The 25094-nt window shown below is 30.8% G+C and carries 22 protein-coding genes, 1 pseudogene and 1 riboswitch; of the genes and pseudogenes, 9 read left to right on the top strand and 14 right to left on the bottom strand.

Annotation, left to right across the window (positions count from 1 at the left end):
* Nucleotides 1-4: 4 nt before the first annotated feature.
* The 6 genes from CAMP5063_RS02510 to CAMP5063_RS02485 all read right to left on the bottom strand — a co-directional run bounded on the left by CAMP5063_RS02510 (nt 5) and on the right by CAMP5063_RS02485 (nt 6620).
* A complete protein-coding gene (locus tag CAMP5063_RS02510) occupies nt 5-523 on the bottom strand; it encodes a nitrate reductase cytochrome c-type subunit (protein WP_133318733.1) in 519 nt (172 codons plus the stop codon).
* Nucleotides 513-1304: a quinol dehydrogenase ferredoxin subunit NapH gene (gene napH, locus CAMP5063_RS02505; RefSeq protein WP_263660997.1), complete on the bottom strand. Its 792-nt coding sequence runs from the start codon at nt 1302-1304 to the stop codon at nt 513-515. The genes CAMP5063_RS02510 and napH overlap by 11 nt, the downstream gene beginning before the upstream one ends.
* A complete protein-coding gene (gene napG, locus CAMP5063_RS02500) occupies nt 1301-2050 on the bottom strand; it encodes a ferredoxin-type protein NapG (protein ID WP_133318731.1) in 750 nt (249 codons plus the stop codon). Before napG ends, napH begins: the two co-directional genes overlap by 4 nt.
* Nucleotides 2051-2052: 2 nt before the next feature.
* A complete protein-coding gene (gene napA / locus CAMP5063_RS02495; protein ID WP_337194757.1) occupies nt 2053-4827 on the bottom strand; it encodes a periplasmic nitrate reductase subunit alpha in 2775 nt (924 codons plus the stop codon).
* Between the two features lie 168 nt (nt 4828-4995).
* Nucleotides 4996-5790 carry a flagellar basal-body rod protein FlgG gene (flgG, locus tag CAMP5063_RS02490; RefSeq protein WP_133318729.1) on the bottom strand — a complete coding sequence of 265 codons (795 nt, stop codon included), beginning with the start codon at nt 5788-5790 and terminating at the stop codon, nt 4996-4998.
* 17 nt (nt 5791-5807) lie between these two features.
* Nucleotides 5808-6620 (bottom strand): flagellar hook-basal body protein, encoded by an 813-nt coding sequence (locus CAMP5063_RS02485; protein ID WP_133318728.1) that lies wholly within the window; start codon nt 6618-6620, stop codon nt 5808-5810.
* Between the two features lie 134 nt (nt 6621-6754).
* Here CAMP5063_RS02485 and rpoD point away from each other — a divergent pair, with 134 nt between their 5' ends.
* Nucleotides 6755-8632, top strand: a complete 1878-nt coding sequence (gene rpoD, locus CAMP5063_RS02480; protein ID WP_263709167.1) for an RNA polymerase sigma factor RpoD — start codon at nt 6755-6757, stop codon at nt 8630-8632.
* Between the two features lie 21 nt (nt 8633-8653).
* On the opposite strand, the gene CAMP5063_RS02475 is transcribed toward rpoD, so the two are convergent.
* Complete coding sequence (locus tag CAMP5063_RS02475) at nt 8654-10747, bottom strand: RNA degradosome polyphosphate kinase (protein WP_263664387.1); 2094 nt, start codon at nt 10745-10747, stop codon at nt 8654-8656.
* A 227-nt stretch (nt 10748-10974) separates the two neighbouring features.
* Here CAMP5063_RS02475 and nrfH point away from each other — a divergent pair, with 227 nt between their 5' ends.
* Together nrfH and CAMP5063_RS02465 are read left to right on the top strand one after the other, a co-directional pair.
* Entirely contained in the window at nt 10975-11469 is a 495-nt protein-coding gene (gene nrfH, locus CAMP5063_RS02470; protein WP_039618639.1) for a cytochrome c nitrite reductase small subunit, read from the top strand.
* A gap of 16 nt (nt 11470-11485) precedes the next feature.
* Complete coding sequence (locus CAMP5063_RS02465; RefSeq protein ID WP_337194756.1) at nt 11486-13303, top strand: ammonia-forming cytochrome c nitrite reductase subunit c552; 1818 nt, start codon at nt 11486-11488, stop codon at nt 13301-13303.
* 27 nt (nt 13304-13330) lie between these two features.
* On the opposite strand, the gene thiC is transcribed toward CAMP5063_RS02465, so the two are convergent.
* The 3 genes from thiC to rpe form a co-directional block, all read right to left on the bottom strand.
* Nucleotides 13331-14629 carry a phosphomethylpyrimidine synthase ThiC gene (thiC, locus tag CAMP5063_RS02460; RefSeq protein ID WP_258107586.1) on the bottom strand — a complete coding sequence of 433 codons (1299 nt, stop codon included), beginning with the start codon at nt 14627-14629 and terminating at the stop codon, nt 13331-13333.
* A gap of 44 nt (nt 14630-14673) precedes the next feature.
* A riboswitch (TPP riboswitch) is annotated at nt 14674-14777 on the bottom strand.
* Between the two features lie 32 nt (nt 14778-14809).
* On the bottom strand, nt 14810-15574 hold the full coding sequence (locus tag CAMP5063_RS02455) for a 3'-5' exonuclease (RefSeq protein ID WP_133318723.1): 765 nt from the start codon (nt 15572-15574) through the stop codon (nt 14810-14812).
* Nucleotides 15571-16218 (bottom strand): ribulose-phosphate 3-epimerase, encoded by a 648-nt coding sequence (gene rpe, locus CAMP5063_RS02450; RefSeq protein WP_337194755.1) that lies wholly within the window; start codon nt 16216-16218, stop codon nt 15571-15573. The genes CAMP5063_RS02455 and rpe overlap by 4 nt, the downstream gene beginning before the upstream one ends.
* A 142-nt stretch (nt 16219-16360) precedes the next feature.
* Here rpe and rpmB point away from each other — a divergent pair, with 142 nt between their 5' ends.
* From rpmB to CAMP5063_RS08510, 5 genes and pseudogenes are all read left to right on the top strand, one after another.
* Nucleotides 16361-16555: a 50S ribosomal protein L28 gene (gene rpmB / locus CAMP5063_RS02445; protein WP_012661734.1), complete on the top strand. Its 195-nt coding sequence runs from the start codon at nt 16361-16363 to the stop codon at nt 16553-16555.
* Nucleotides 16556-16580: 25 nt separating this feature from the next.
* Nucleotides 16581-17708, top strand: a complete 1128-nt coding sequence (locus CAMP5063_RS02440) for a potassium channel family protein (RefSeq protein ID WP_337194754.1) — start codon at nt 16581-16583, stop codon at nt 17706-17708.
* Between the two features lie 52 nt (nt 17709-17760).
* A complete protein-coding gene (locus CAMP5063_RS02435) occupies nt 17761-17976 on the top strand; it encodes a YdcH family protein (RefSeq protein WP_133318720.1) in 216 nt (71 codons plus the stop codon).
* A gap of 431 nt (nt 17977-18407) precedes the next feature.
* Nucleotides 18408-18692 (top strand): annotated as a pseudogene (locus CAMP5063_RS08515) (methyl-accepting chemotaxis protein); the annotation flags it as partial.
* Entirely contained in the window at nt 18678-19139 is a 462-nt protein-coding gene (locus CAMP5063_RS08510) for a CZB domain-containing protein (protein ID WP_412175450.1), read from the top strand. The pseudogene CAMP5063_RS08515 and the gene CAMP5063_RS08510, both read left to right, overlap by 15 nt.
* A gap of 12 nt (nt 19140-19151) precedes the next feature.
* On the opposite strand, the gene CAMP5063_RS02425 is transcribed toward CAMP5063_RS08510, so the two are convergent.
* The 3 genes from CAMP5063_RS02425 to groES all read right to left on the bottom strand — a co-directional run bounded on the left by CAMP5063_RS02425 (nt 19152) and on the right by groES (nt 21761).
* A complete protein-coding gene (locus tag CAMP5063_RS02425) occupies nt 19152-19721 on the bottom strand; it encodes an NUDIX domain-containing protein (protein WP_133318718.1) in 570 nt (189 codons plus the stop codon).
* Between the two features lie 128 nt (nt 19722-19849).
* Nucleotides 19850-21487, bottom strand: a complete 1638-nt coding sequence (gene groL / locus CAMP5063_RS02420; protein WP_263659042.1) for a chaperonin GroEL — start codon at nt 21485-21487, stop codon at nt 19850-19852.
* A 13-nt stretch (nt 21488-21500) separates the two neighbouring features.
* Nucleotides 21501-21761 (bottom strand): co-chaperone GroES, encoded by a 261-nt coding sequence (gene groES / locus CAMP5063_RS02415; protein WP_039626536.1) that lies wholly within the window; start codon nt 21759-21761, stop codon nt 21501-21503.
* A gap of 162 nt (nt 21762-21923) precedes the next feature.
* On the opposite strand from groES, the gene CAMP5063_RS02410 reads away from it, so the two are divergent.
* Nucleotides 21924-24467 carry a hypothetical protein gene (locus CAMP5063_RS02410; protein WP_337194753.1) on the top strand — a complete coding sequence of 848 codons (2544 nt, stop codon included), beginning with the start codon at nt 21924-21926 and terminating at the stop codon, nt 24465-24467.
* A gap of 31 nt (nt 24468-24498) precedes the next feature.
* Here the strand turns inward: CAMP5063_RS02410 and hpf are convergent, their stop codons facing one another.
* Nucleotides 24499-25017, bottom strand: coding sequence for a ribosome hibernation-promoting factor, HPF/YfiA family (hpf, locus tag CAMP5063_RS02405; RefSeq protein WP_263665243.1), 519 nt, complete (start codon nt 25015-25017; stop codon nt 24499-24501).
* Nucleotides 25018-25094 lie beyond the last annotated feature (77 nt).

Below are 25094 nucleotides of genomic sequence, written 5' to 3'. Positions count from 1 at the left end.
AGTTTTATTTTACGCCTTCATTTAAAACATCTAAAAGATTAGATTTTTTCTTTAGTTCCTCATTTTTAAATTTAGCTTCAAAACTATTTCCTACTAAAGGTTTTGCATCGCTTTGTGGTACATGGCATTGTGTACAATTAAACCTTGCATCACTTATCATATCTTTAGTAGATTTGTTTTTTCTTAAGTCAAAATAATGGCTACTTGGAAGCGGAGTGGCTCCAACATCTTTAGCTATGGCTTTATCATGACAGCTTAAACAAATATTATTATCCTTAGTAATTGGAAGCATATCCTCTAAAGTATGTGGAATTAATGGCGGAGCATTTTCAAATGATCTCTCAATTAAAACAGATTCTCCAGCCATTGCTTGAGAATACTTTGCATCCAATAACTCTACATTTTCACTTTCTAAACTTGTTTTTCTTAAACCTATATCTTTTGAATCAACACTTTTAACAGCAAGTCCGCAAGCACTTATTAAAACAGCTGCTGCTAAGGATAAAAAGATTTTATTTTTCATTTTCTCTCCTTAAATTTATTATACTAAAACCTAAAGCATCATCACCGCAAACATCAATACATTTTCCACATCTTATACACTCACCTGATTTTACATCTTGATTTTCTTTACCTATCATCCAAAGCACTTGCTTTTCAGGACATATCCCAAGGCATTTATAACACTTAGTACATTTTTGTAAGTTATATCTTACTTTTAGTAATGAAAAATGCGAACTTAAAGCCCAAAAAGCTCCTAAAGGACAAAAATGCGAGCAAGTAAATCTTGGACTAAAAAATGTATCTATACAAAAAACAATCAAAGCTACAAAAAGCCAAGAAATACCGCCGAAAATAATTCCTCTTTGGATTATTCCTATATAAGAAAATTCCTCAAAAACAGGAAAGGAAAAAAGAAAAGAAAAAATCAAAACAAAAGCCAAAACATAATAACGCAAATTTTTATTTACATTAAAAATCCTTGCTTGATTAAAACCTAATTTACTTCTAATAAAATAAGCAAAATCAGTAATGATATTTACAGGACAAACCCAAGCACAAAACGCTCTTCCAGCAAAAATAGCATAAAATAAAAATACTATCAAAGCACCACTTAAAGCCATTAAATCTACTTGCAAACTTGCTAAAGCAAGTTGAATAAACGCAAAAGGATCACTTAGCGGCACCGAAGAAAATAAAACTGAAGAGCTTAAATTTCCTTTTAATATAAAATTAAATACACCAAAAGAAAAAAAAGTTAAGATAGACAATTGCACTATTCTTCTTAAAATAAGATATTTCATAACAATTCTCCATCATTAAGATAATCTTTAGCCTTGTTTTTATTGAAATTTTTATCTGTGTTTACATCTTGCAAGCGTTTTTCATCTTTTTCATCCCAACCTTTGATGTAATTATCCCCAGCTTTTCCCAAGACAAATTCTCTAGGTAAAACTCTAATAGCAGCTTTTTGCGTTATACAGGCTTTCTCACAAATCCCACATCCCACGCATACTTCATGATCTACTACAGGTAATAAAAATGCGTGCTTTGCAGTTCTTTCATTGCGTTTTATTTCAAGCTTTAATGCCTTATCTATCAATGGACAGGCTCTATAACAAGCATCACATTGAATTCCCCAATAAGCAACACAACTTGCACTATCAATTATAGCTATACCCATTTTTGTTTTATAAATTCCATCATTTTGCTCTAAATATTTATGATCTAGCGCATTTGTAGGGCAATCTCTTATACAAGGTATATCCTCGCACAATCTACAAGGATTTTCTCTTGCTATAAAAAAAGGTGTGCCATTTTTAGCACTATTTTCTAAATTTGCTAGTTTTAAAACATCATAAGGACAAGCTTTTACACAAAGTCCACATCGTATACATTTTGATAAAAATTCTTTTTCATCATCTGCCCCAGGAGGTCTTAAAAAATACTCCTGATTTGAGCTAAATGCTAAACTTGCTAAAAATGCACTTCCGCTTCCTATACATAAAAGCTTAAAAGTAAAGGCTAAAAATTCTCTTCTATTTTTCATTTTTATGCTTTAGTAATTTTTACGGCACATTTTTTGAAATCTGTTTGATTAGACAATGGACAAGTTGCATCTAATGTAACTTTATTTATATATACATTTTCATCAAACCAAGGCACATACACAAGCCCTTTAGATGGTTTATTTCTACCACGAAAATCTACTCTAGCTTTTACTTTACCACGGCGTGATTGTACCCATACGATATCGCCTTGATTAATTTTCATTACCTTAGCATCATCTTCATTCATATAACAAAGTGCTTCAGGTACTGCACGGAAAAGCTCAGGAACTCTCATAGTCATAGTTCCACTATGCCAATGCTCTAAAACCCTACCAGTACATAACCAAAATGGATACTCTTCACTCGGTCTTTCAGGAGCTTTCATAAATGGTCTAAAGAAAATTTTCACTTTGTTTTTCAAGCTATATTTTTCTTTAGTCTGCGGAGCCAGTAAATCTCCTTTTGGTAGTTCTTTAGCGAATTCACCATAAAATGCAAAATCTGAATTTGGAGCTGCTTTTTTAGCATAATAATCAAATTTAGTATTAAATCTCCATTGTGTTTCTTTACCATTTACTACAGGCCATCTTAAACCTCTTACTTTATGATAAGTATCAAAATCCGCTAAATCATGGCCGTGTCCTAAACCAAATTTACGGTATTCTTCCCAAAGGTATTTTTGAACGAAAAAGCCATAGCCGGTAAATTCTTTACCATCACTACCTATAATTCTTCTTTCATCGCCATTAACATCACTATTATCAAATCCTTTCGCAATAGAATCGTTTGCTTTGAAAGATTTTGCTTCTTTGTTTGCAAATAATACATCATATAAAGTGTCATCTTCACTATAACCCATAGCTTTAGCTTCTTCTAAAACACTTGGCAGAGTAAGTTTATCATTTACCTTAGTTTCACCCCAAACTTCTTTTAATTTAAAGCGTTTTGCAAATTCCATAATTTGCCAAGTATCACTCATAGCCTCACCTACAGGCAGCACTTGCTGTTTCCAGTGTTGAGTTCTTCTTTCAGCATTACCATAAGCACCCCATTTTTCATAAATCATAGCACTTGGTAAAATTAAATCTGCCACCTTAGCACTAATTCCTGGGTAGCAATCACTCACAACGATAAAATTATCCATTTCTCTAGCCGCTGCTATCCAGTGATTTGCATTAGCAGTGTTTTGCCAAGGATTATTTACTTGTACCCAAGCAAATTTGATATTTCCATCTTCTAAATCTCTCATGATTTTTAAGTATGGAGCACCTGGTTTAGGATTGATTGTTTTTGCCGGAACTTTCCAAATTTTTTCGCTAATTTCTCTGTGTTTAGGATTTGCAACGACCATATCAGCAGGTAAACGATGTGAAAAAGTCCCTACTTCTCTTGCAGTTCCACAAGCACTTGGTTGCCCTGTCAATGAAAACGCACCGCTACCTGGCTTAGCTTGTTTACCAAGTAAGAAATGCACCATATAAGCTTGTTCATTCACCCAAGTACCTCTTGTGTGTTGATTAAAGCCCATAGTCCAAAAACTTACAACTTTTCTATTTTTTTCTATATATAAATTTGCTAATTCTTGAAGTTTTTTCTTAAATTCTTCTATACTTTCATCTTCATTGCCCTTAGCAACTTTAGCAACATAATCAAGCGTATAAGGCTCTAAAGCTTTTTTGAAATCTTCAAATGAAATTTCCCAATGCGCATCAGGAGCACTTTGGTGTTTCATTTCAAATTTATCGCCTGCTTTTACCCCTAAATAAGCCAAAGATACTGCTTCTTCTTCATCTACAACAATAGCATTTTGTTTTGCTACGGTATCTTTTTCACTTGCTTTAAATTTAGGATGGTTTGGATTATTTCTCATTCCATAACCAATATCAGCATAGCCTGTTGTGAAGATACAATGTTTTTCAATAAATTCTTTATCCATAGCTTCAGGATGATTATAAACAATCTCTCTAGCGATATAATTCCAAATAGCTAAATCAGTATTTGGCTTGAAGATGATTTCAGTATCTGCTATATGAGAAGTTCTATTAGAAAAAGTAGATAAATTTACAATTTTGACTTTATCTAAATTACTTAATTTTCTATCACTTACCCTTGACCATAAAATCGGATGCATTTCTGCCATATTTGCACCCCAAGTAATAATAGTATCAGTAAGCTCTATATCATCATAACAACCAGAAGGCTCATCAACTCCAAAAGTTTGCATAAAACCAACAACCGCACTAGCCATACAATGGCGTGCATTTGGGTCTATATTGTTTGATCTAAAACCAGCTTTTACTAATTTTGCAGCAGCATATCCTTCTTGTATAGTGTATTGACCACTTGCAAAAATTCCAATTCCTTCAACACCTTTTTCTTTGTAAGCTTTTTTAAATTGTTTTTCCATTTCATCAAAGGCTCTTTGCCAAGAAACTTGTTGAAATTTTCCATTTTTATCAAACTCACCTTTTGCATTTACGCGAAGTAAAGGTGTTACTAAGCGATCTTCTCCATACATAATTTTTGCATTAAAATAACCTTTAATACAATTTAATCCACGATTTACAGGAGCTGCTGGATCTCCTTTTACAGCAACAATTTTACCATCTAAACTTGCAACTAAAATTCCACAGCCTGTACCACAAAATCTACAAACAGCCTTATCCCAACGCCATTTATTCTCAGTATTAGCAAGTACACTACTTGGAACACTAAGACCTGCAACACCACAAGCACTAGCAATAGCGGTGTTTTTAATGAAGTCTCTTCTGTTCATTATATCCCTCGTTATTGTTTATTCAATGTATTTTAATACATCTAAAAAATATTACTACATTAATGATAAAATTTAAATTATAAAAAAGAATATTTTATAAGTATTTATAAATAGGAGTTTTTTAGTATATTTTTAAATATTTTTACATATTATAAACGCTAGTTAATTCTAGCGTTTTAATTGATTTACAATTCCAAGCATATCATCACTTGTAGTGATTGCTTTTGAGCCTGCTTCGTAAGCTCTTTGTCCTGTAATAAGATCAGTCATTTCCTCTACAAGTTGAACATTACTAAGCTCCACAAAGCCGTGTTTGATAACAGAAAAACCGTTCTCGCCCGCTATACCTGCAATAGGTGCCCCACTTGCATCAGTTTCTACTAAAAGATTATCCCCTAAAGCATGTAAACCTGCAGGATTGATAAAATTTACAAGTTCAATTTGTCCTATTTGAGTTTCAGCTGTATTTCCTGGCTGCATTACTGAAACTGTTCCATCACTTGCTACATTTATAGCAATAGCATCTTCAGGTATAGTCATTTCCGGTAAAAGTCTATAACCATCTGAATTTACTATGTTTCCTTCAGCATCTTTAGTAAATTGACCATTTCTAGTATAAGCTATAGTTCCATCAGGCATTTGAATTTGAAAAAAGCCATTATTACCAGCAATTGCCATATCAAGACCTGAAGTTGATGTTTGTTTTAAACTACCTTCACTAAAAATTTTACTTACAGCTGTTACTCTTGCTCCAAGCCCTACTTCAATACCACTTGGATGTTTTGTGGTACTTGAGGTTGAAGTTCCTGCGTATTTCATCGTTTGATACATCAAATCTGCAAATTCTGCACGCGATTTTTTATAACCTACTGTATTAACATTTGAAATATTATTTGAAGTCACATCAATTTGTGTTTGTTGCGATACCATCCCTGATGCTGCTGTGTATAATGATCTTAACATTTTATCTATCCTTAGTTTTATTTAGTACTTGCTAATTTATTAATAGCTTCTTGATTTAAATCATCCATATGAGATGTCATCACTTTTTGATACATCTCAACCATTCTATTTGCCTCAATTAACCCTACCATTTCTGTAACTGGATTAACATTTGATCCTTGAGTAAAACCTTGCTTAATGGCATTTGAATTTGGTAAATCTCTAATCTTATTTAAATTATCAATTTTATACATATTATCGCCATCTTTTTGTAAATCTCTTAAATCATCAACTTGTGCTACAAATAATCTTGCAATATTTTGATTAGCTGCACTGATGATTCCATTTTTATCCACATTAATAAAAGAAGTGGAATCTCCTATGCGTATGCCATCATTTTCGGGATTATTAAAATAATCACTGCTTAAAACTCTGTATCCTTGACGATTTACCAAATAACCTTCATCATCAAGTTGGAAATTTCCATCTTGGCTTAATCTTATTTCACCATTATTTGTTTTAATCAAGTAAAAAGTATCTTCGCGAGTAAGAGCTAAATCCAAAGGATTATGCGTCATTTTCATAGAACCTACACTAAAATTTGTATAGACATGATTAACCTGCGGAACTCTATCTATAGTTGTATTAACAAATCTTGCAGCATCTCTTGTGTGATTTTGTATAGGTAACTCATCTTGAGTTTCTTTAAAAATCCTTTTAAAATCTGCAATAACAACATTATCTCTTTTATAGCCACTTGTATTTACATTTGCTAGATTGTTAGTTACAACATCTAAGCGATTAAATTGCGTAACCATAGCACCGGTGGCTTGATAATACCCATTTTGCATTATTTTTCCTAACTAAAATCTTAATTTTTCACTAACAAAGCAAAAGTCGTTCCAAAATATTTTTATTTGTTTTTAATTAATTTTTAGGCATAATATTTAGTTTTACACTCATTACTTAAATACAAGGGGTATCCATGGCTAATGAAACTAATGTTTTAGAAGAACTTTTCAAAGAAAATTTTAAAGATTATATCACATATGAAAAACTTGTCAAGTATTTTGCAAAGCTTCCAAACGCAACAAGTGCAAAAAAAATCCGTGATCTAATGGATAAATATAAAGTAGAATTAATCTCTTCAGCTGAAATTGCCAAAAAAAGAAATTTAGAAGAAGCAAAAAAGCTACAAGAGGAAAAACAAAAATTACAAGATACAAGTTTGGAAAATGAATTTGATTTAGCCAATGAAAATGATTTACTTGAGTGGAGCAGATCAGACTCTCCTGTAAGAATGTATTTAAGAGAAATGGGACAAATTGCTCTTTTAAACAAAGATGAAGAAATTGAAATTTCTAAAAAAATTGAGCTAGGCGAAGACATTATCATCGATGCTTTTTGTTCTGTGCCCTATTTGATTGATTTTATACTTGATTATAAAGAACCTTTAATTAATAGAGAAAGAAGAGTGAAAGAGCTTTTTAAAAGCTTTGAGGATGATGATAAAAGCGATGATGATAAAAGCGATGAAGAAATAGATTCTGAAGAAGAAAACGAAAATGAGGAAAATGAAAATTCTAATGAAAAAAAACCTAAAAAAACAAATAAAAAAGAAGATGAAAGAACTTTAAAAGTCATAGAAAGCTTTAAAGCATTAGAAAAAGCAAAAAAAGAATGGTTAAAAACTATATCTACTATTAATGCAGAAAAAAATGATGATGAACTATTAGATAAACTCATAATTGCTTTTAAGAAAAATATACTAAAAGAAAAACTAATGGATCTAGGTCCAACATCAAAACTTATTTCTGAAATAGTAAAATCTATGGAAACAGCATTAAAAAGTGATGAGGAATTTGATAAAGAATTAAAACGCTTAGAGTATCGCTTACCAATGTTTTCAGAAGAATTAAAACAAAGACACCAAGATATTTTAAAAGATATTACCAAACTTAGCAAAGAAGAAATAGCCGAGCGTGCTTTAGAAACTACCATGGTAAGCACTTATATGGAGATTAAAAAACTCATTCAAACTAAAGAAGCTAGTCAAAATTCTTTTGATTTAGAAAAAGATCAGTTAAAAGAAATTCTAGAGCAAATCAAACGCGGTAAAAAAATATCTGATGAGGCTAAAACTAGAATGGCAAAATCAAATTTACGCTTAGTTGTAAGCATTGCCAAAAGATATACTAACCGCGGATTACCATTTTTAGATTTAATCCAAGAAGGCAACATAGGCTTAATGAAAGCGGTAGATAAATTTGAATACAAACGCGGTTATAAGTTTTCAACCTATGCAACTTGGTGGATTAGACAAGCTATTTCAAGAGCAATTGCTGATCAAGCAAGAACTATAAGAATTCCTATTCATATGATAGAAACTATCAATCAAATCAATAAAATCATTCGCGAGTATTTGCAAAAAGAAGGTAAAGAACCGGATGTAAGTATTATTGCAAAAGAAGTAGGACTTAGTATAGATAAAGTAAAACAAGTTATTAAAATTACTAAAGAACCAATTTCCCTAGAAGCACCTATTAGCAACGAAGATGATGGTAAATTTGGAGATTTTGTAGAAGATAGAACCTCAATTTCACCTATGGATCACATCTTAAAAGATGATTTAAAAGAACAAATTGATGAAGTTTTAGATCAGCTTAATGATAGAGAAAAGGCTGTTATTAGAATGCGTTTTGGCTTAATGGATGATGAAAGTGATAGAACTTTAGAAGAAATCGGTAAAGAATTAAATGTCACAAGAGAAAGAGTAAGACAAATAGAAAGCTCAGCTATAAAAAAACTTAAACACCCAAAAGTTGGTAGAAAACTTAAAAACTACATAGAAGGTTGGAAATAATCCTTGCTAAAAAAGCAAGGATTAGCTATCTCTAAAAAGCTTCGTTGCTAAGTGCGTCGCCCTGCTGTGATCAGTATCTTTTTTCAAGGTATTAAAAATTCTACTAATATACTCTTCTAAAGTTTGTTGAGAATTGTTGATTTTTTCTGTCTCATTTAAAATAACCTTACGATATCTTCCCTCGTTGTCTAACTCATAAGCTAAATCATTGTCGCTTAATTGTAGTTTTAAAATTTGAGCCAATTTTGCACGAGAATGCTCATCAAAAATAGGAGTCATTAATTCTAGTCTTCTTTCTAAATTCCTTGGCATCCAATCAGCGCTTGAAATAAAATAATTTGGTGTTGTATGTTTAAAATATAAAATTCTAGCATGCTCTAAATATTTTCCCACTATACTTCTAACTCTTATATTTTCACTATATCCTTTTACTCCAGGTCTTAAACAACAAATTCCACGCACAATAAGATCTATTTTAACACCTTTATTTGAAGCCTCATATAAAGCTTTAATCACATCACCATCTACCAAAGCATTCATTTTGGCTATGATTACTCCATCTTTTCCATAGCTTGCTTCAGTAGCTATCATATCTAAAATTCTTTCTTTGATTTGCTTTGGACTCATCGACAAAGTCTTTAAACGACGACTTTTACTATATCCTGAAAGTATGTGAAAAAAAGTTGTAGTATCTTGAGAATATTCTTCTTTTGAAGTAAAATAACTCACATCAGTATAAATTTTAGCTGAACTTGCATTGTAATTACCCGTACTTAAATGATTATAAATTTTTAATTTATCCCCTTCTTTTCTAATCACTTGAGCTACTTTTGCATGCACTTTAAAACCAGTGATTCCATATACCACATGAGCCCCTGCATTTTCTAATGATTTTGCCCAATGCAAGTTATTTTCCTCATCAAAACGCGCTTTTAATTCTACCATTACAGTAACTTGTTTGCCATCGCTTGCTGCATCAATTAAAGCTTGAACTATGTTTGAATTTTTTTCTACTCTATAAAGAGTCATTCTTATAGAAACAACCTTAGGATCTTTACTTGCCTCTTTGATAAATTGATATACAGGCTCAAAACTCTCATAAGGCTGTATAGCCAAAATATCTTGTTTATCTATTGCACTAAATATAGATACATTATCCCCAAAAGGTGGTAAAATTTTTGGTGTATACATAGGATTTAGCAAATGTGTAAATTCTTTGTTGGAAATGATTTGCCATAATGAAGCTAAATTTAAAAGTATATTATACTCATAAATATCTTTATGAAAAATATTCATATGAGAACTTAAAAATTCAATCAACTGCTCATCTGCGCCTTTTTCTATTTGCAAGCGTATAAAAGCACCTTTTCTACGAAGTTTTAAACCCTGCTCTAAAATCAACATAAAATCATCGGCTTCTTCTTCTTCTATTTCCATATCTGCATTTCTAGTTACTCTAAAAGCAGCAGAAGATAAGAGCTTGTAGCCAGGAAAAATATGCTCAGTATGATAGCGTACTATACTTTCTATAGGCACATAAATATTAGAACTTACTTGATAAAATCTTGGTAAAACCCTAGGTATGCGTATCATGCCAAATTTTAAAAGTTCAGGGTGCATAGGATCACAAAGTTTTACCGCTAAAGAAAATGAAAGGTTATTTAAATGCGGAAAAGGATGAGTTGCATCAACTGCAATAGGCACTATCACAGGAAAAATATTAGAAAAAAAATGCTCATTACATTGCTGTTTTAAATCCTCATCAAGTTCTTCGTATGAGCGAATAAACAAATTTTCTTTTTCTAAATCTTGGGTAATTTTAGTAAAATACTGCTCTACTACATATTTTTCTTCATGTAGATAATTTCTAATAGCTTTAAGTTGCGCAAGAGGAGTCATTTCATCATTGCTTGTTGTGCTTATTCCTGCCACAAAAAGTTGTTTTAATCCAGCCACTCTTATCATATAAAACTCATCTAAATTTGTACAGTATATAGCAATAAATTTAAGTTTTTCAAGTAAAGGAAGATCTTTAGAGCATTGATCTAAAACACGAGAATTAAACGCAAGCCAAGAAAGTTCTCTGTTAATATACATTGATGGTTGAATTTGCATGATATACCTACCTTTATTTCTAGATATTTATATTTTAGTATTTCTTTCATTAAAATTTATTTTATTTGTATAATAGTAAATATAATTATATAAAAAAATAATACTTTTTTTATCTTATTAAAAAAATAATAAATGATTAATAAATATATATTTACTTTTTTGCCTTTATGGTGTTATATAATTATACACAAGTTCTTGTAACTTAAACTTCATTCAAAGGAGAGACTTTGAAAAAAGCAAACTCAAAACTTTTTGCTGTTTTCCTCTTCTTACTTGTAATTTTAGCAGGAGTTGGAATGTATACTTTCCATAATGCTAAGGGCACTTCTTATTTTAGCGATGCTAGTGAAAGCTGTAATAATTGCCATATTATGAACGAGGTTTATAATGATTATTTAAAAGCTTCGCACTCTAAAGAAGTTGATGGTAAACCAAGAGCAACCTGTAATGATTGCCATTTGCCACATAGCTTTTTTGAAAAATGGATTGCTAAAGCTCAAAGTGGCTTAGGACATGCTTATGCATTTACTTTCAAACTAGATTCTTTACCTACACATTTGAGTGCAAATGCAAAAAGTAAAGAAATAGTCCAAAATAACTGTATAGAATGTCACAAAGAAATTGCGAGTAACACTATCAACCCTACCCTAGATCCACATAAAGATAATGCTTTAAGTTGTGTATCTTGCCACCAAGGTGTTGGTCATAAGAGAGGATTTTAAATGAAAGGAGTATTTAATGAATAACAAAGGCATTTTATATAGTGCTATAAGTGCTACTATAGTAGCTATTGCAGGTGTATTATGGCTTAATCAGGACATTACAGCTAAAACAAATGATTCAGTAGGCGGGATCATTTCACAAGAAATTGTAAAACTTGGTGATGAAAATCCTACTTTTGATTACTGGGGAAAGAACTTTCCTGATTATTTAGACATGCACACAGCAGTAGAAAAACAAACACCTAATGCAACAGAATTTGGTGGAAATTTAGCTTATTCAAAGCTTATTCGCTATCCACAACTAACTGTTCTTTGGGCAGGTTATCCATTTAGCATTGATGCAAATGAAGAAAGAGGACACTTTTGGGTTCAAGTAGATCAAATGGATACAGCTAGAAATAATAAAGATTTCTTAAATGCACATGGTTTTACAGGATTTGGCGGTCAACCAACAGCTTGTATGAACTGCCATAGCGGATGGACTCCATGGCTTTTAAACAACACTGCAAAAGGCGATTGGGTAGCATTTAACTCTGCAAAATATTGGACTATGGTTAAAACTATCCCAGCTGTAAATGGAGCTAAAGAAAACTCACCTGAACACAGCGGACCTCATGGTGGAAAAAGAATGGGTGTAACATGCGCAGATTGCCATAACCCAACAGATATGAGTTTAAGACTTACAAGACCAGCTTTAATTAAAGCATTAATTTCAAGAGGTTATGAAGCAGACGAAAAACAAGGCATTAAAGCTTCAAGAAGCGAAATGAGAACTTTAGTATGCTCTCAATGTCATGTTGAATACTACTTCAAACCAACAGGCACTAAAGTGAAAACTATAGGCGAAAGTATTGCTAATGATAGTTCTAAAAAATGGTGGAATGGCACTCAAAAAACTTATGATGAGTTTGATTCTTGGAGAGATGGTAACAAGCCAGTTGAAATCGAAGTTGATGGTATAGAGCTAGCATTTCCATGGAGTGAGTGGAAAAAAGGCGAGCCATTTAGAATAGAAATGATTGATGATTATTATGAAAAAAATAGAGAAAATTTTCCAAGTGATTGGGTTCATAAAATCACAAAAGCACCAATGATTAAAATTCAACACCCAGAAAGCGAACTTTATAGTGGTGGAGTGCATGCTGCAAATGGTGTAAGTTGTGCAGATTGTCATATGCCTTATATTAGAAAAGGTGCAAAAAAAGTTACTAACCACAATATTACTTCACCTTTAGTTGATATTAACTCAGCTTGTAAAACTTGTCACACTCAAAGCGAAAGCTATTTAGCTAAACAAGTAAAAGATATTCAAAATTCAGTAGCTCATGATTTAAGAACAGCTGAATATTCTTTAGTAAGCTTGATTAAAGATATAGAAACTATTCGTGCAGAACTTGGAAAAATGCCTAAATTTCAAACTGATGGCAAAGCAGATGATGCTAAAATTTCGACTGAATTAAAAGAAGTATTAGAACTACATAGAAAATCTCAAATTAGAGCAGACTTTGTAGGTGCTGAAAACTCAACAGGTTTCCACAATCCTAGAGAAGCTTCAAGAATGCTTTTACAATCAGTTGATATGTCAAGACAAGGACAAACTAAGCTAGCAGAAATTGCAGCCAAAAATGGCATTAAAGATTTCAAAACTTCAAATTTAGGTTTTGAAGATATTCAAAAATTAAATCCAGGTGAAATTCGCTATAAAGTAGATCTAAATGGCAATAAAGCAGGTGATCGCTACTATAAACACCAAGAAGTAAATGGTAATCCACCAGCAAAACTTCTTGAAGATGATAAAAATCTAAAACCTTATAATTATAAAGTAATAGATTAATCAAAATAAACCCTCGCAATTGAGGGTTTATTCTTTTATCAAACTTACATCCTCACCTTTTAAAATTTTATTCATAGTGTTCATAGCACACATTTTTCCACACATTGAACAAGAATTAAGCTCTTCAGGTTTTCTTTCATTAAACATTTTCTTAGCCTTTTCTCCATCAATTGCTAATTTAAACATTTTTTCCCAATCAATATCTTGTCTTGCTTTACTCATTTCATCATCTATTTTTCTTTCTTTGGGAAGCTTGGCTATATCTCCTGCATGAGCTGCTATTTTAGTTGCTACTATACCATCTCTTACATCTTCTAAATTTGGAAGTCTTAAATGTTCAGCAGGAGTTACATAACAAAGTATATCAGCACCAGCTGCTGCTGCAACTGCTCCACCAATTGCTCCACTTATATGATCATATCCTGCACCTATATCAGTAACTAATGGTCCTAAAACATAAAATGGAGCTCCATTGCAAATTCTTTTTTCAAGTTGCATATTAGCTTCTATTTCGTTAATAGCCATATGACCAGGTCCTTCTATCATCACTTGCACATCTTGAGCCCATGCTCTTTTGGTTAGCAATGAAAGTTCTATAAGTTCAGCAATTTGAGCTCCATCACTTGCATCATGAGTACAACCGGGCCTTAGTGCATCACCCAAAGAAAGTGTCACATCAAATTCCTTACATATAGCAAGCAAATCATCATAATATTCATAGAATGGATTTTCAGCATCATTCATTTGCATCCAAGCATAAAGAACTGAACCTCCTCTTGAAACTATATTAGTAATCCTATCACACTCTTTAAAAACCCTAGCAGCACGAGAATTTATCCCTGCGTGAATTGTCATAAAATCCACTCCACTTTTAGCATGATGATATACTACATCTAAAAAATCTTTTGCTTTAATATCTTTTAAATCTTTTTCCAAAAAACCTACCGCATCATAAACAGGCACAGTACCTATCATAGCTTTTGAAGTAGCAATTAGCTCATCTCTAAAACGACTGGTTTTACCATAATTACTAAGATCCATAATAGCTTCTATATTAAATTTGTGAGCCAATTCTACCTTTTTCATCTCTTCACTATAATCTACACAATCATTTGAAACGCCTAAATTTACATTTACTTTCGTTTTAAGTCCATAGCCAATACCATTTGGATCTAATGCTTTATGATTAATATTTGCAGGAATGATAATTTTTCCACATGCTATATTTTCAAGCAAAAAATCTTCACTTACTTGCTCTTTTTGCGCAACAATTTGCATTTGTTTTGTGAAAATTCCTTCTTTTGCATAAGACATTTGAGTTTTCATTTGAATTTATCCTTGAAATAAATTTGGATAAATGAAGGGTATGTGAGTAGTTGATAAATTATCCCAACGCTAGCATTACCTAGTTCTGGTGCGGTCTAAGCTTTTAGCTTACTCTCAGCCTGTATCACAAGCTCCCGTCATTTATGCAAAAGAAGTATAGCAATAAATACAAAACAAAGTTTATTTTTTTGTTTGATTTTTAGCTTGCTTGCTAAAATGTAACAATTCTTCAGTAGTTTTAATGTAAAAAGGAATTTTTTTAAGACAGTATTTTAAAATTTCACTTGCAGCCAAAGCATCACTTAAGGCTCTATGATGCTTACTTTCAATACACAAAAACTCTTTTAGAGCATCAAGGCCGTATTTGGGACTTTCAATGCATTTTTTAGCTAAATCAATAGTACACAATCTTCTATTTAAAAGCACTCCAAAATCATTTTCATACATAGCTTTAGATATAAAATGATAATCAAAACGCACATTGTGTGCTACAAAAATGCTATCTTTTAAAAATAACTTAAAATCATTTAACACAGCTTTCAAAGAAGGAGCATTTTCTACCATATCTAAACTAATCCCGGTTAATTCTGTAATATTTTCAGGTATGCTTTCTACTTTTACAAAACTCTCAAATCTATCAATTTCTTTATAATTTTGAATTTTTACAGCACCTATTTCTAAAATTTGACCACTTTTTATCCCGCCAGTACTTTCAATATCTACAACACAAAATATCTCATCTTTTATTTTTGTATTTTTACTTTTTAAACACAAACAATTTTGTGCATTAAGCTCTACCCCTAGTCCTAAAAGCTCAAAAATATATAAATCAAAATCATAGTGGTTTAATTCTTCTATTTTTGCAAGTTCTTTTAAAACCCAAGGAAAAGGTTTATTTTCTTTGCTTAGTTTGATGATTAAATCATCGATTTGTTGTTGGCTCAAAATTCAAGCTTTAAAGAATTAATTGCTGTTTTTTTATCTTGCGAAGAAAAAATATAACTACCCGCGACTAAAATATCAGCTCCTGCTTCATCCAAATCAGGTGCATTTAAGCCATTTATCCCACCATCAACCTCTATAAAAACTTTAAGATTTTTCCTATCTATCATTTCTCTTAACTGGCGAATTTTATTATACACCAAAGGTAAAAAACTTTGCCCGCCAAAGCCTGGATTAACACTCATTAAAAGCACCATATCTACAAATTCTAAAATATGTTCTATGCTTGAAACTGGAGTATGTGGATTTAATACAATAGCAGGATGAATGCCGTTTTTTCTTATATACTCACACACCCTAATAGGATGGTTTTCAGCTTCTAAATGAAAACTAATAAATTTTGGTTTTATAGGTATAAATAAATCTACAAAACTACTAACATTATGCACCATTAAATGCACATCTAAAGGTACTGAAGTAATTTTTGAAATATTTTCAATCACACAAGGACCAAAAGTAAGATTTGGCACAAAATGTCCATCCATCACATCAATGTGCAACAAATCAGCTCCCGCTTGAGATACTTCTTTAATCTCATTTTCTAAGTTTAAAAAATTTGCAGACAATAAACTTGGCGCTACATACATTATATATCTCCAATAAAATAAAAAATAATTTTATCATACTTATTATCAAATTTTCTTTATGTATTTTTAATAATATTTGATTTTTTTAAGCTTGCTTTAGATATAATGCTAAAAATTATTTTTATTTCATAAGGAAAAATTTATGTCAAGAATTTGCCAAATTACAGGAAAAGGACCTATGGTAGGTAACAATGTTAGCCATGCTAACAACAAAACTAAAAGACGCTTTTTGCCAAATTTAAGAACAGTTCGTATTACTTTAGAAGATGGAACTACTAGAAAAGTTAGAGTTGCTGCTTCAACTTTAAGAACACTTAAAAAACAGAGTAGCAAATAATCCTTAATATAAACGAGGAATTATTATGTCTTTTTTGAAAAAGCTACAAAAATTCCTCAATTGGTCCCCCTCTCCAAAACCTTCAATCAACCTCAATGACGAGCTTTACGAGCAGCTTAGATTTTTAAGAATCCCTCTTATTGCTGTCGTAATAATGACACTAATTGGAGCTTTTGGTTATATGCTTACAAGTAATTATAATCTCAATGATGCTATTTACCAAGCTGGTATGACATTTACCACTTTAGGCTACACTGAAGTCAATCCCATACCAACAGCGGGTAGAATTTTTACCGTTATATATGTGTTATTAACTTTTACAATATTTACTTTTTGCATGGGTTTAGTGATAGAAATAGTAAAAAAAGGAATCTTGTCTAAAATAATCAAGGAGAGAAGAATGCTTCATAAAGTTGCAAGATTAAAAAATCATTTTGTAATATGCTATCACAATGATTTTACCATAGAACTAGCACAGCAATTCAAAGAAAATCACATTCCTTTTGTTGTTGTTGATGAAATAGAAAATTTTAGCGAGATAGCTGAAAAATATAATTATCCTTATTATATAGAAAGTGCCCCACATACAAATATAGCCTTTTTAAAGACCAATCTTTCTAGCGCAAAAGGTGTAATTACTCTTAGCAATAACATAGCAGATAATATAGCCATCATTGCTTCAGTGAGATTGTTTGAAAAAGAATTACAAAGAATCAATCCTTATTTTATACTAGCTAGCTCAAGCAATGAAGACGAAACTGAAAAACTCAAAAAACTTGGAGCAAATTCCATAGTTTCTGCTACAAAATTGGTCGCACAAAGACTTAGTGCTATGTCAGCAAGACCTGATATGGAAAATTTATTAGAAAATTATCTTTACAAAAAAAATAGCCCTATTGATTTAGAAGAGGTTAAAATTCCTGACGAGTCATGGGTGAGATTTAAAAGACTAAAAGAAATCCATTTAAGAGATATGGTAAATGTTAGCATAGTAGGAATTTTGGAAAATAAAAAATTTACCCCTATGCCAAGAGGAGACACTTTAATAGGCACTGGTGCAAAATTGTTAATCGTTGGTACAGCAGATAGTATAAAAATAGCTAAAAAGATCATTAAAAATAAACAAAAACCTGACGAGTTAAAATACATTTAACTTATTTAAGCTATAATCAATAACAATAAAATTTCAAAAAAAGGAGGCTTACATGCTACATGAATTTAGGGATTTAATCACCGAGTTAAAAGGCAAGGATATGCATTTTGATAAGTTGTTTGAAGAGCACAACAAACTTGATCACAAAATCAAAGATGCAGAAGAAGGTAGAATTCATCTAGATAGCTTAGAAATAGCAAATCTAAAGAAAGAAAAGTTAAAATTAAAGGATGAATTAAATACTTATTTATCAAATTATAAAAAATAATTTCTACCGATTTTTTTAACTTTTAAGGATTAAATATGTTTGGGAAAAAAAGTCAATTATCACAAGACTTTGAAAATTTACAAAATAAAATCAAAGAACTAGAAGAAGAAAACAAAAGACTTCTTTCAGAAAAACAAGAATTAATTAAAAATTATGAAAAACAACTTCAAGGAAATTGCGGAAAAACTGAACTTGAAACAAATCTTTTGGAAATGCTATTAAATGGTGTTTTAAAAGGTATTGCAAATGTTCAAAGTGATATGCAGGAAAATGTTAATAAAGCGGAAATGATTTCTCAATATTCCGATTCCTCTTTAAAAGATATGCAAGAGTTAAATTCAATAACTCACTCTATCATATCTTCACTTCAAAGCATTATAGAATCAGCTAATCGCTCAAGAGATACAGCGGGAAATTTACACCGCAGCGTTGATGAGATCACTAATGTTATTAACTTAATCAAAGATGTATCCGATCAAACCAATCTTTTAGCACTAAATGCCGCAATCGAAGCTGCTAGAGCAGGAGAACACGGCAGAGGCTTTGCTGTTGTTGCTGATGAAGTAAGAAAACTTGCTGAAAAAACACAAAAAGCAACTTCTGAAGTAGAATTAAATATTAACCTATTAAAACAAAATGCTGATGAGATGTATGGACAAAGTGAACAAGTAGAAAAAGTATCATTAGAATCTAATGAGCATATAGTAAAATTCTCTAGTAATTTTGCTCAATTAATTTCTAATGCAAATTCAACTAGTTCTCACGCTAAAAGCATTACCTCTGAAATATTCATATCACTAGCAAAACTAGATCATATTGCATTTAAATTAAATGGATATAATGAAATTATTCATGCTTCAGGAAAAACTTTATCTGATCATTTAAGTTGCAGACTTGCAAAATGGATTGCTGGTATTGGTAAGGAAAGATTTTCTGGCGGAAGAGCTTTTGGTAAGTTAAATTTACCACATCAAAAAGTACATGAAAATATGAACCAAGCCGTTGCTTTAGCACATAATGAAGATACAAGTGATAAACTAGTACAAAATCAAATTTTAGATAAATGCTCTAATGCTGAAAAGGCTTCTGAAGATTTATTTGGAATCTTTAAAGAAATGCTTGATGAAAAAGATCTAAATATTGAAAATAAAGAGGAAAAATAAAAAGAGGTAAGATTAATTCTTACCCTTAAACCACAAATACGCATACTCAAGTAAAGGAGTTTTTATAGGATTTTCTTTAGAAAATTTTTCAAAATCTTTTCTTTTTATCCATACTGCTTGGATATCTTCTCCCTCAATTCCACCACCATTACCAATTTTATCATCTTCATTAATTTCAGCAAAAAATAAAAATTGTCTACTAACACCTGAACCAAAACCTGTATAAAATTCCCCTATTTTTTCTACAACCTTAGGAGCATAACCTAGTTCTTCAATACATTCTTCTTTAGCTATTTCCTCTAAACTCAAATCTTTATCAACAAGACCTGAACAAAGCTCTATACTAAACCCCATCTCGTTTAAATTTAAGTTATTGCGTTTTTGATAATCCCATAAAGGAATTCTAAATTGCTTTACAAAAACAAAAGAATCTTTTTGAGTATGATATAAAAAAACAGAAACACTATCTAATGCTTCTATAAAATCCCAAGTGTATTTTTTGTTATCTTTACCTATATAAGTATATCTTTTAGGTTTAATATATTTTGAGTTAGAAAATTGCTCTTCTTGTAAATTTTTCATGTAAAATCCTTATAATTTTACATCTATTATAACAAAATAAAACGAGTATGAAAAAATATGAAAGAATTTAAAAGAGTTGCTACAAAAAGCAACTCTATAAAGAAAGCTAAAGAATATAAAGGCGGTTATTACATCATACCACCCATGCCTCCCATACCACCCATGCCACTCATATCAGGCATAGCAGGTTTGTCTTCTTTAATTTCGCTAATTGTAGCTTCAGTTGTTAAAAGCATGCTAGCTACTGATACCGCATTAAGCAAGGCTACTCTTTCTACTTTAACAGGATCGATAATACCGCTTTCAAGCATATTTACATATTCACCTTTTGCAGCATCAAAACCAGTATTTTCTTCTTTACTATTTTCTACTGTATTTACAACTACACCAGCATCAAATCCAGCATTTTCAGCAATTTGTCTTAAAGGTGCTCTTAATGCTCTTTCTACAATAGCTGCACCAATAGCCTCATCGCCTTGCAAACTCAAGCTGATTTTTGATTTTGCTTTGATTAATGCAGCGCCACCACCTATTACTATACCTTCTTCAACTGCAGCTTTTGTAGCACTTAATGCATCATCAACTCTATCTTTTTTCTCTTTCATTTCAGTTTCAGTAGCCGCACCAACTTTAATCACCGCTACACCACCGCTTAATTTAGCTAATCTTTCTTGTAATTTTTCTCTATCATAATCTGAACTTGTTTCAGCAATTTGAGCTTTGATTTGGTTAATTCTTGCATCAATATTTGCTTTTTCACCTGCGCCATTTACAATAGTTGTATTGTCTTTATCAATAATCACGCTTGAAGCTTGACCTAAATCTTGAATACTAGCACTTTCTAAAGTTCTTCCAAGCTCTTCAGAAATCACTTCACCACCTGTTAAAATAGCAATATCTTCAAGCATAGCTTTTCTTCTATCGCCAAAGCCAGGAGCTTTAACTGCTGAAATATTTAAAACACCTCTTAATTTATTTACAACTAAAGTTGCCAAAGCTTCGCCTTCAATGTCTTCAGCTATAATTAAAAGTGGTTTTCCTGTTTTTTGAATTTGTTCTAAAATTGGTAATAAATCTTTTAAGTTGGCAATTTTTTTATCAAATAACAAAATAAAAGGATTTTGCAATTCAGCTGTCATTTTTTCAGTATTTGTAATGAAATATGGGCTTAAATAACCTCTATCAAATTGCATACCTTCAACTACATTTAATTCATCATTGATTGATTTTGCTTCTTCAACAGTGATAACACCATCTTTTCCAACTTTTTCCATAGCATCAGCGATTAAATTTCCGATTTTCTCATCTGAATTCGCAGAAATTGTTGCAACTTGAGCTATTTCTTTTTTATCTTTAACTTCACGAGAAAGTTTTTTAAGTTCAGCTACTATAGCTTCGCAAGCTTTATCCATACCTCTTTTAACTTCGATAGGATTAGCACCTGCTGTAATATTTCTCAAACCTTCTTTAAAAATAGCATGCGCTAAAACTGTTGCTGTTGTTGTTCCATCGCCTGCTTGATCAGCTGTTTTACTAGCTACTTCTCTAACTAAAGAAGCACCCATATTTTCTAAAGAATCTTTTAATTCCACTTCTTTAGCTACACTCACACCATCTTTTGTGATAGTTGGAGCACCAAAACTTTTTTGGATTAATACATTACGACCGCGTGGCCCCATAGTGACTTTTACAGCATCATTAAGTTTTTTAACACCTTCATAAAGTTTATTTCTTGCTTCATCTGAAAAAAATATTTCTTTTGCCATTTTTTATCCTTTTTTATTTAATAATCCCTAAAACATCTTCAACATTAAGAACTAAATACTCTTCATTATCAAGTTTAATTTCAGTTCCACCGTATTTTGCAAACATTACTTTATCATTTACCTTAATATCTTCTATTTCTTTGCTTACTGCAACAACTTCACCATTTAATGGTTTTTCTTTAGCATTATCTGGTATAATAATCCCAGAAGCAGTAGTTTTCATTTCTTCTAAGCGTTTTACTAAAATACGCTTTCCTAGAGGTTGAAAATTCATTTTTTATCCTTTCTAAAATGTGCCATTTTTAGCACTCTTTGTTTTTGAGTGATAGAATTATACATTAAAGAAAGTTAATTGTCAATAAATTAAGTAAAATATATCATATAAGTTTAGTCTATATCACTAAATTTATATGATATATTATTATAAAGGTTTCTCATGAAAAAAATTCTTTACATTCTTTTAGGTGTAGTGTGTATAGCATTTCTAGCTATATATACATTATTATTTACAAGCATGGGTAATGCTTTTTTAAAGCCAAGAATCGAAACGATTATTGCTCAAAAAAGTGGTATGAATGTTAAATTTGAAAATTTTAAAATTAGTTTTTCACAACTTGACATTAAAGCAAATATTGATGATAAATTTTTTGCTAACATAGAAGGTGGTATATCACCTTTAAGACTAGGATTTGATTTAAACTATCTTTTAGGATTCAAACAAAATTATATTCAAGAACTTGGCTTAAAAAGCGATAAAGATTTTACATTTAAGGGCAATGTTATAGGTAAAAGTAGTAATTTTTCAGTAAAAGGCAATGGATTTTTGTTTGATTCTAATCTTAGCTTAGATGCAAAAATTGTTGATTTTTCTCCTATAAATCTTGAATTTATTGGTAAAAATATAGATTTGGCTCAAATTTTAGATTTTGCTAATCTACCAAGATATGCTCAAGGAAAAATTAGTATTATAAGTGATATACAAGCTAAAGATTTAAAACCAAATGGTAATGCTTTGATTAATTTTTACACAAGTTCTATCAACAATACTCTAATTGAAAAAGATTTTAATCTAAGCTTACCAAAACAAAGCTATATAAAAGGTGAAATAAGATCTTTAATCCAAAGCAATGAAGTTATTTCTAAAAGTGAAATTTTAAGCAACTTCTTCAAACTTTATACACAAAAAAGCATTTATGATATAGCAAAACAAAGCTTAACTAGTGATTTTGATATCAAAATAGATGATTTTAATCAATTTTCATCTCTAGCCAAAATGAAACTCCAAGGTAAAAGTCAAATTCAAGGTAATTTAATTTTTGCAAACAATCAATTGCAAAAATTAGATGCTGACTTACTTGGATTTGGTGGTAACTTAAAAGCTGTTTTAGAAAATAATAATCTTAATATCAATACAACTAATATAGAAGTAGCAGAACTTTTAAAAACCATATCCATACCTGCTTTTATTAATTCTAAATTAGTTTTAGATTTAAAAGCACAAGGGCTTGATTTTAAAAATTTCAATCTAAACACTAGGTTAAACAATGCAAATATAAATGTTATGGAATTTAAAAAACTAAGCAATCTTGATTTTCCAAAAATAAATTTTAACTTACAAGCTAAAGCAAATGCGAAAAATTCTTTGATTGATTATGAAGCTTTACTTGATTCAAACATAGCAAAAATACCTCAACTAAAAGGTTCATATAACCTTACAAACAAAGATTTAAACGTACAAATTAGTGCTTTTGTGGATAATCTTAACAAATTAAAACCTTTAACCAAACAAGATCTCAATGGACCTTTAAATTTAGATGCCAAAGTTGATCTTAAGTCAAATCAAATTCAAAATCTTGATGCAAATATTAAAATCATGCAAGGGCTTATCAATGCAAAATCCAATGGAAAAAGTTTACAAGCAAAGATTGATAATATAAAATTAGAACAACTTTTTCCTTTGATAGGACAAAAAGTTTTAGCATTTGGTGATGTAAATGCAGATATTGACTTAAAGTCACTTGATTTTAACAATATTAATGGTGATTTTAAAGCAAATATTAATTCTTCTTTTAATGAAGTAGAATTATCCAAGCTTTTAGAGAAAAAATTTCCAAAGAATACTTCAGCAAAAATCAATCTTGATGGAAAAATTTCTAAATCAATCATTGATTTTAACGCTAAAGTTCTAAGTTCATTTGCAAATATTAATTCATTAAAAGGTAAATTTGATCTTAATCAAATGGCTCTAGTAAGCACTTATAATATATCATTGCAAGATTTTTCTAAGCTAGGATTTTTAGTTGATAGAAACTTAAAAGGCAAGGCTGATTTTGAAGGAAAATTTGATTTTAAAAACGCTTTAATAGATGCAAGTATTAATAGTAAAAATATATTTAACGGCTCATTAAATGCCACTTTAAAAAATAATATTTTTAACGCTAAAATGCAAAATACCGATCTTTCAAATTTAACTCAAAGCTTAGATTTACCTGATTATTACCAAGCAAAATCAAATTTAAGCATTGATTATAATCTTTTAAAAGAAAGTGGTGTAGTGCTAATGAATTTAGCCGATGGGCAACTTAAGAAAAATCTTATCACAGGTGCTTTAATGTTACTTTTACAAAAAGATATCACTCAAGATGTATATCGCAACGGTGAAGCCAAAATAAACATCAACAAAAATCTTATAGATTTAAATTTAAACCTAGTGGCTGATAGAAGCAATATAAATATTAGCAAAGGTAAGGTTGATACAAAAAGTACCAAATTAAATATTCCTTTTAATATCGTCATTGATAGAGCAAACTTCAAAGGTACTATAAAAGGAACAACACAAGATCCTAAAGTAAGTCTTGATACAAAAAGTGTTGTAAATTCCATTGTTAATACAATAGGCGGAAATGCTAGTGATGGTGCTAAAAATACAGGTAAAAAAGTAGATCAAGCAATAGATAAAATTTTTAACAAACTCTTCTAATAAACCTAGCCTTTAAAAAAGGCTAGGTTTTTTAAAATAAACCAAATTTACCATCTTTTTTCTTATATAACACCCTCATTTTTGCATCTATGTCATTAAAAACTAAAAATATATCTTTACTTGCTTTTAATTTTTCCAATGCTTCTTCAATTTCCAAAGGCTTATATAGCTCAAGTTCTGTTGGAACTATCTCATCTTCCTCAATCAAGCTCGGTAATACTAAATTTTCTTTTATCTCATCTTGATGTTTATGGGTAATATTTTTATCATGCAATCTTCTTAAAACCTTAGAAATTCTATCAGTAGCTAAATCTATAGCAGCATATAAGTCTTTATCTTTTTGCTTTACAACCACTGTATTAATACCGGCTAGATTAATGCTAAATTCAGCCCAAAATCCTTTCTTTCCATGCCTTTCATCAGCACTTATAACACAACGCGCAGAAATCACATCTAAGCCATATTTACTTAAAGCATCAAAGCTTTTTTCCACATACTCTTTTATAGACTCAGTTAGCTCAAATTGCTTTCCAACTATACTTATATTCATTACTTCTCCTTTTTATGAAGTTAAATACATTATAGCACTTTAATCGTAAAAAAATAACTTTTTAAATAAAAAATAAA

The organism is Campylobacter sp. RM5063 (assembly GCF_024723655.1).
Taxonomy (GTDB): domain Bacteria; phylum Campylobacterota; class Campylobacteria; order Campylobacterales; family Campylobacteraceae; genus Campylobacter_D; species Campylobacter_D lari_D.
The sequence above is the reverse complement of the archived record's forward strand: the minus strand, read 5'-3'. Positions and strand labels throughout refer to the sequence as shown.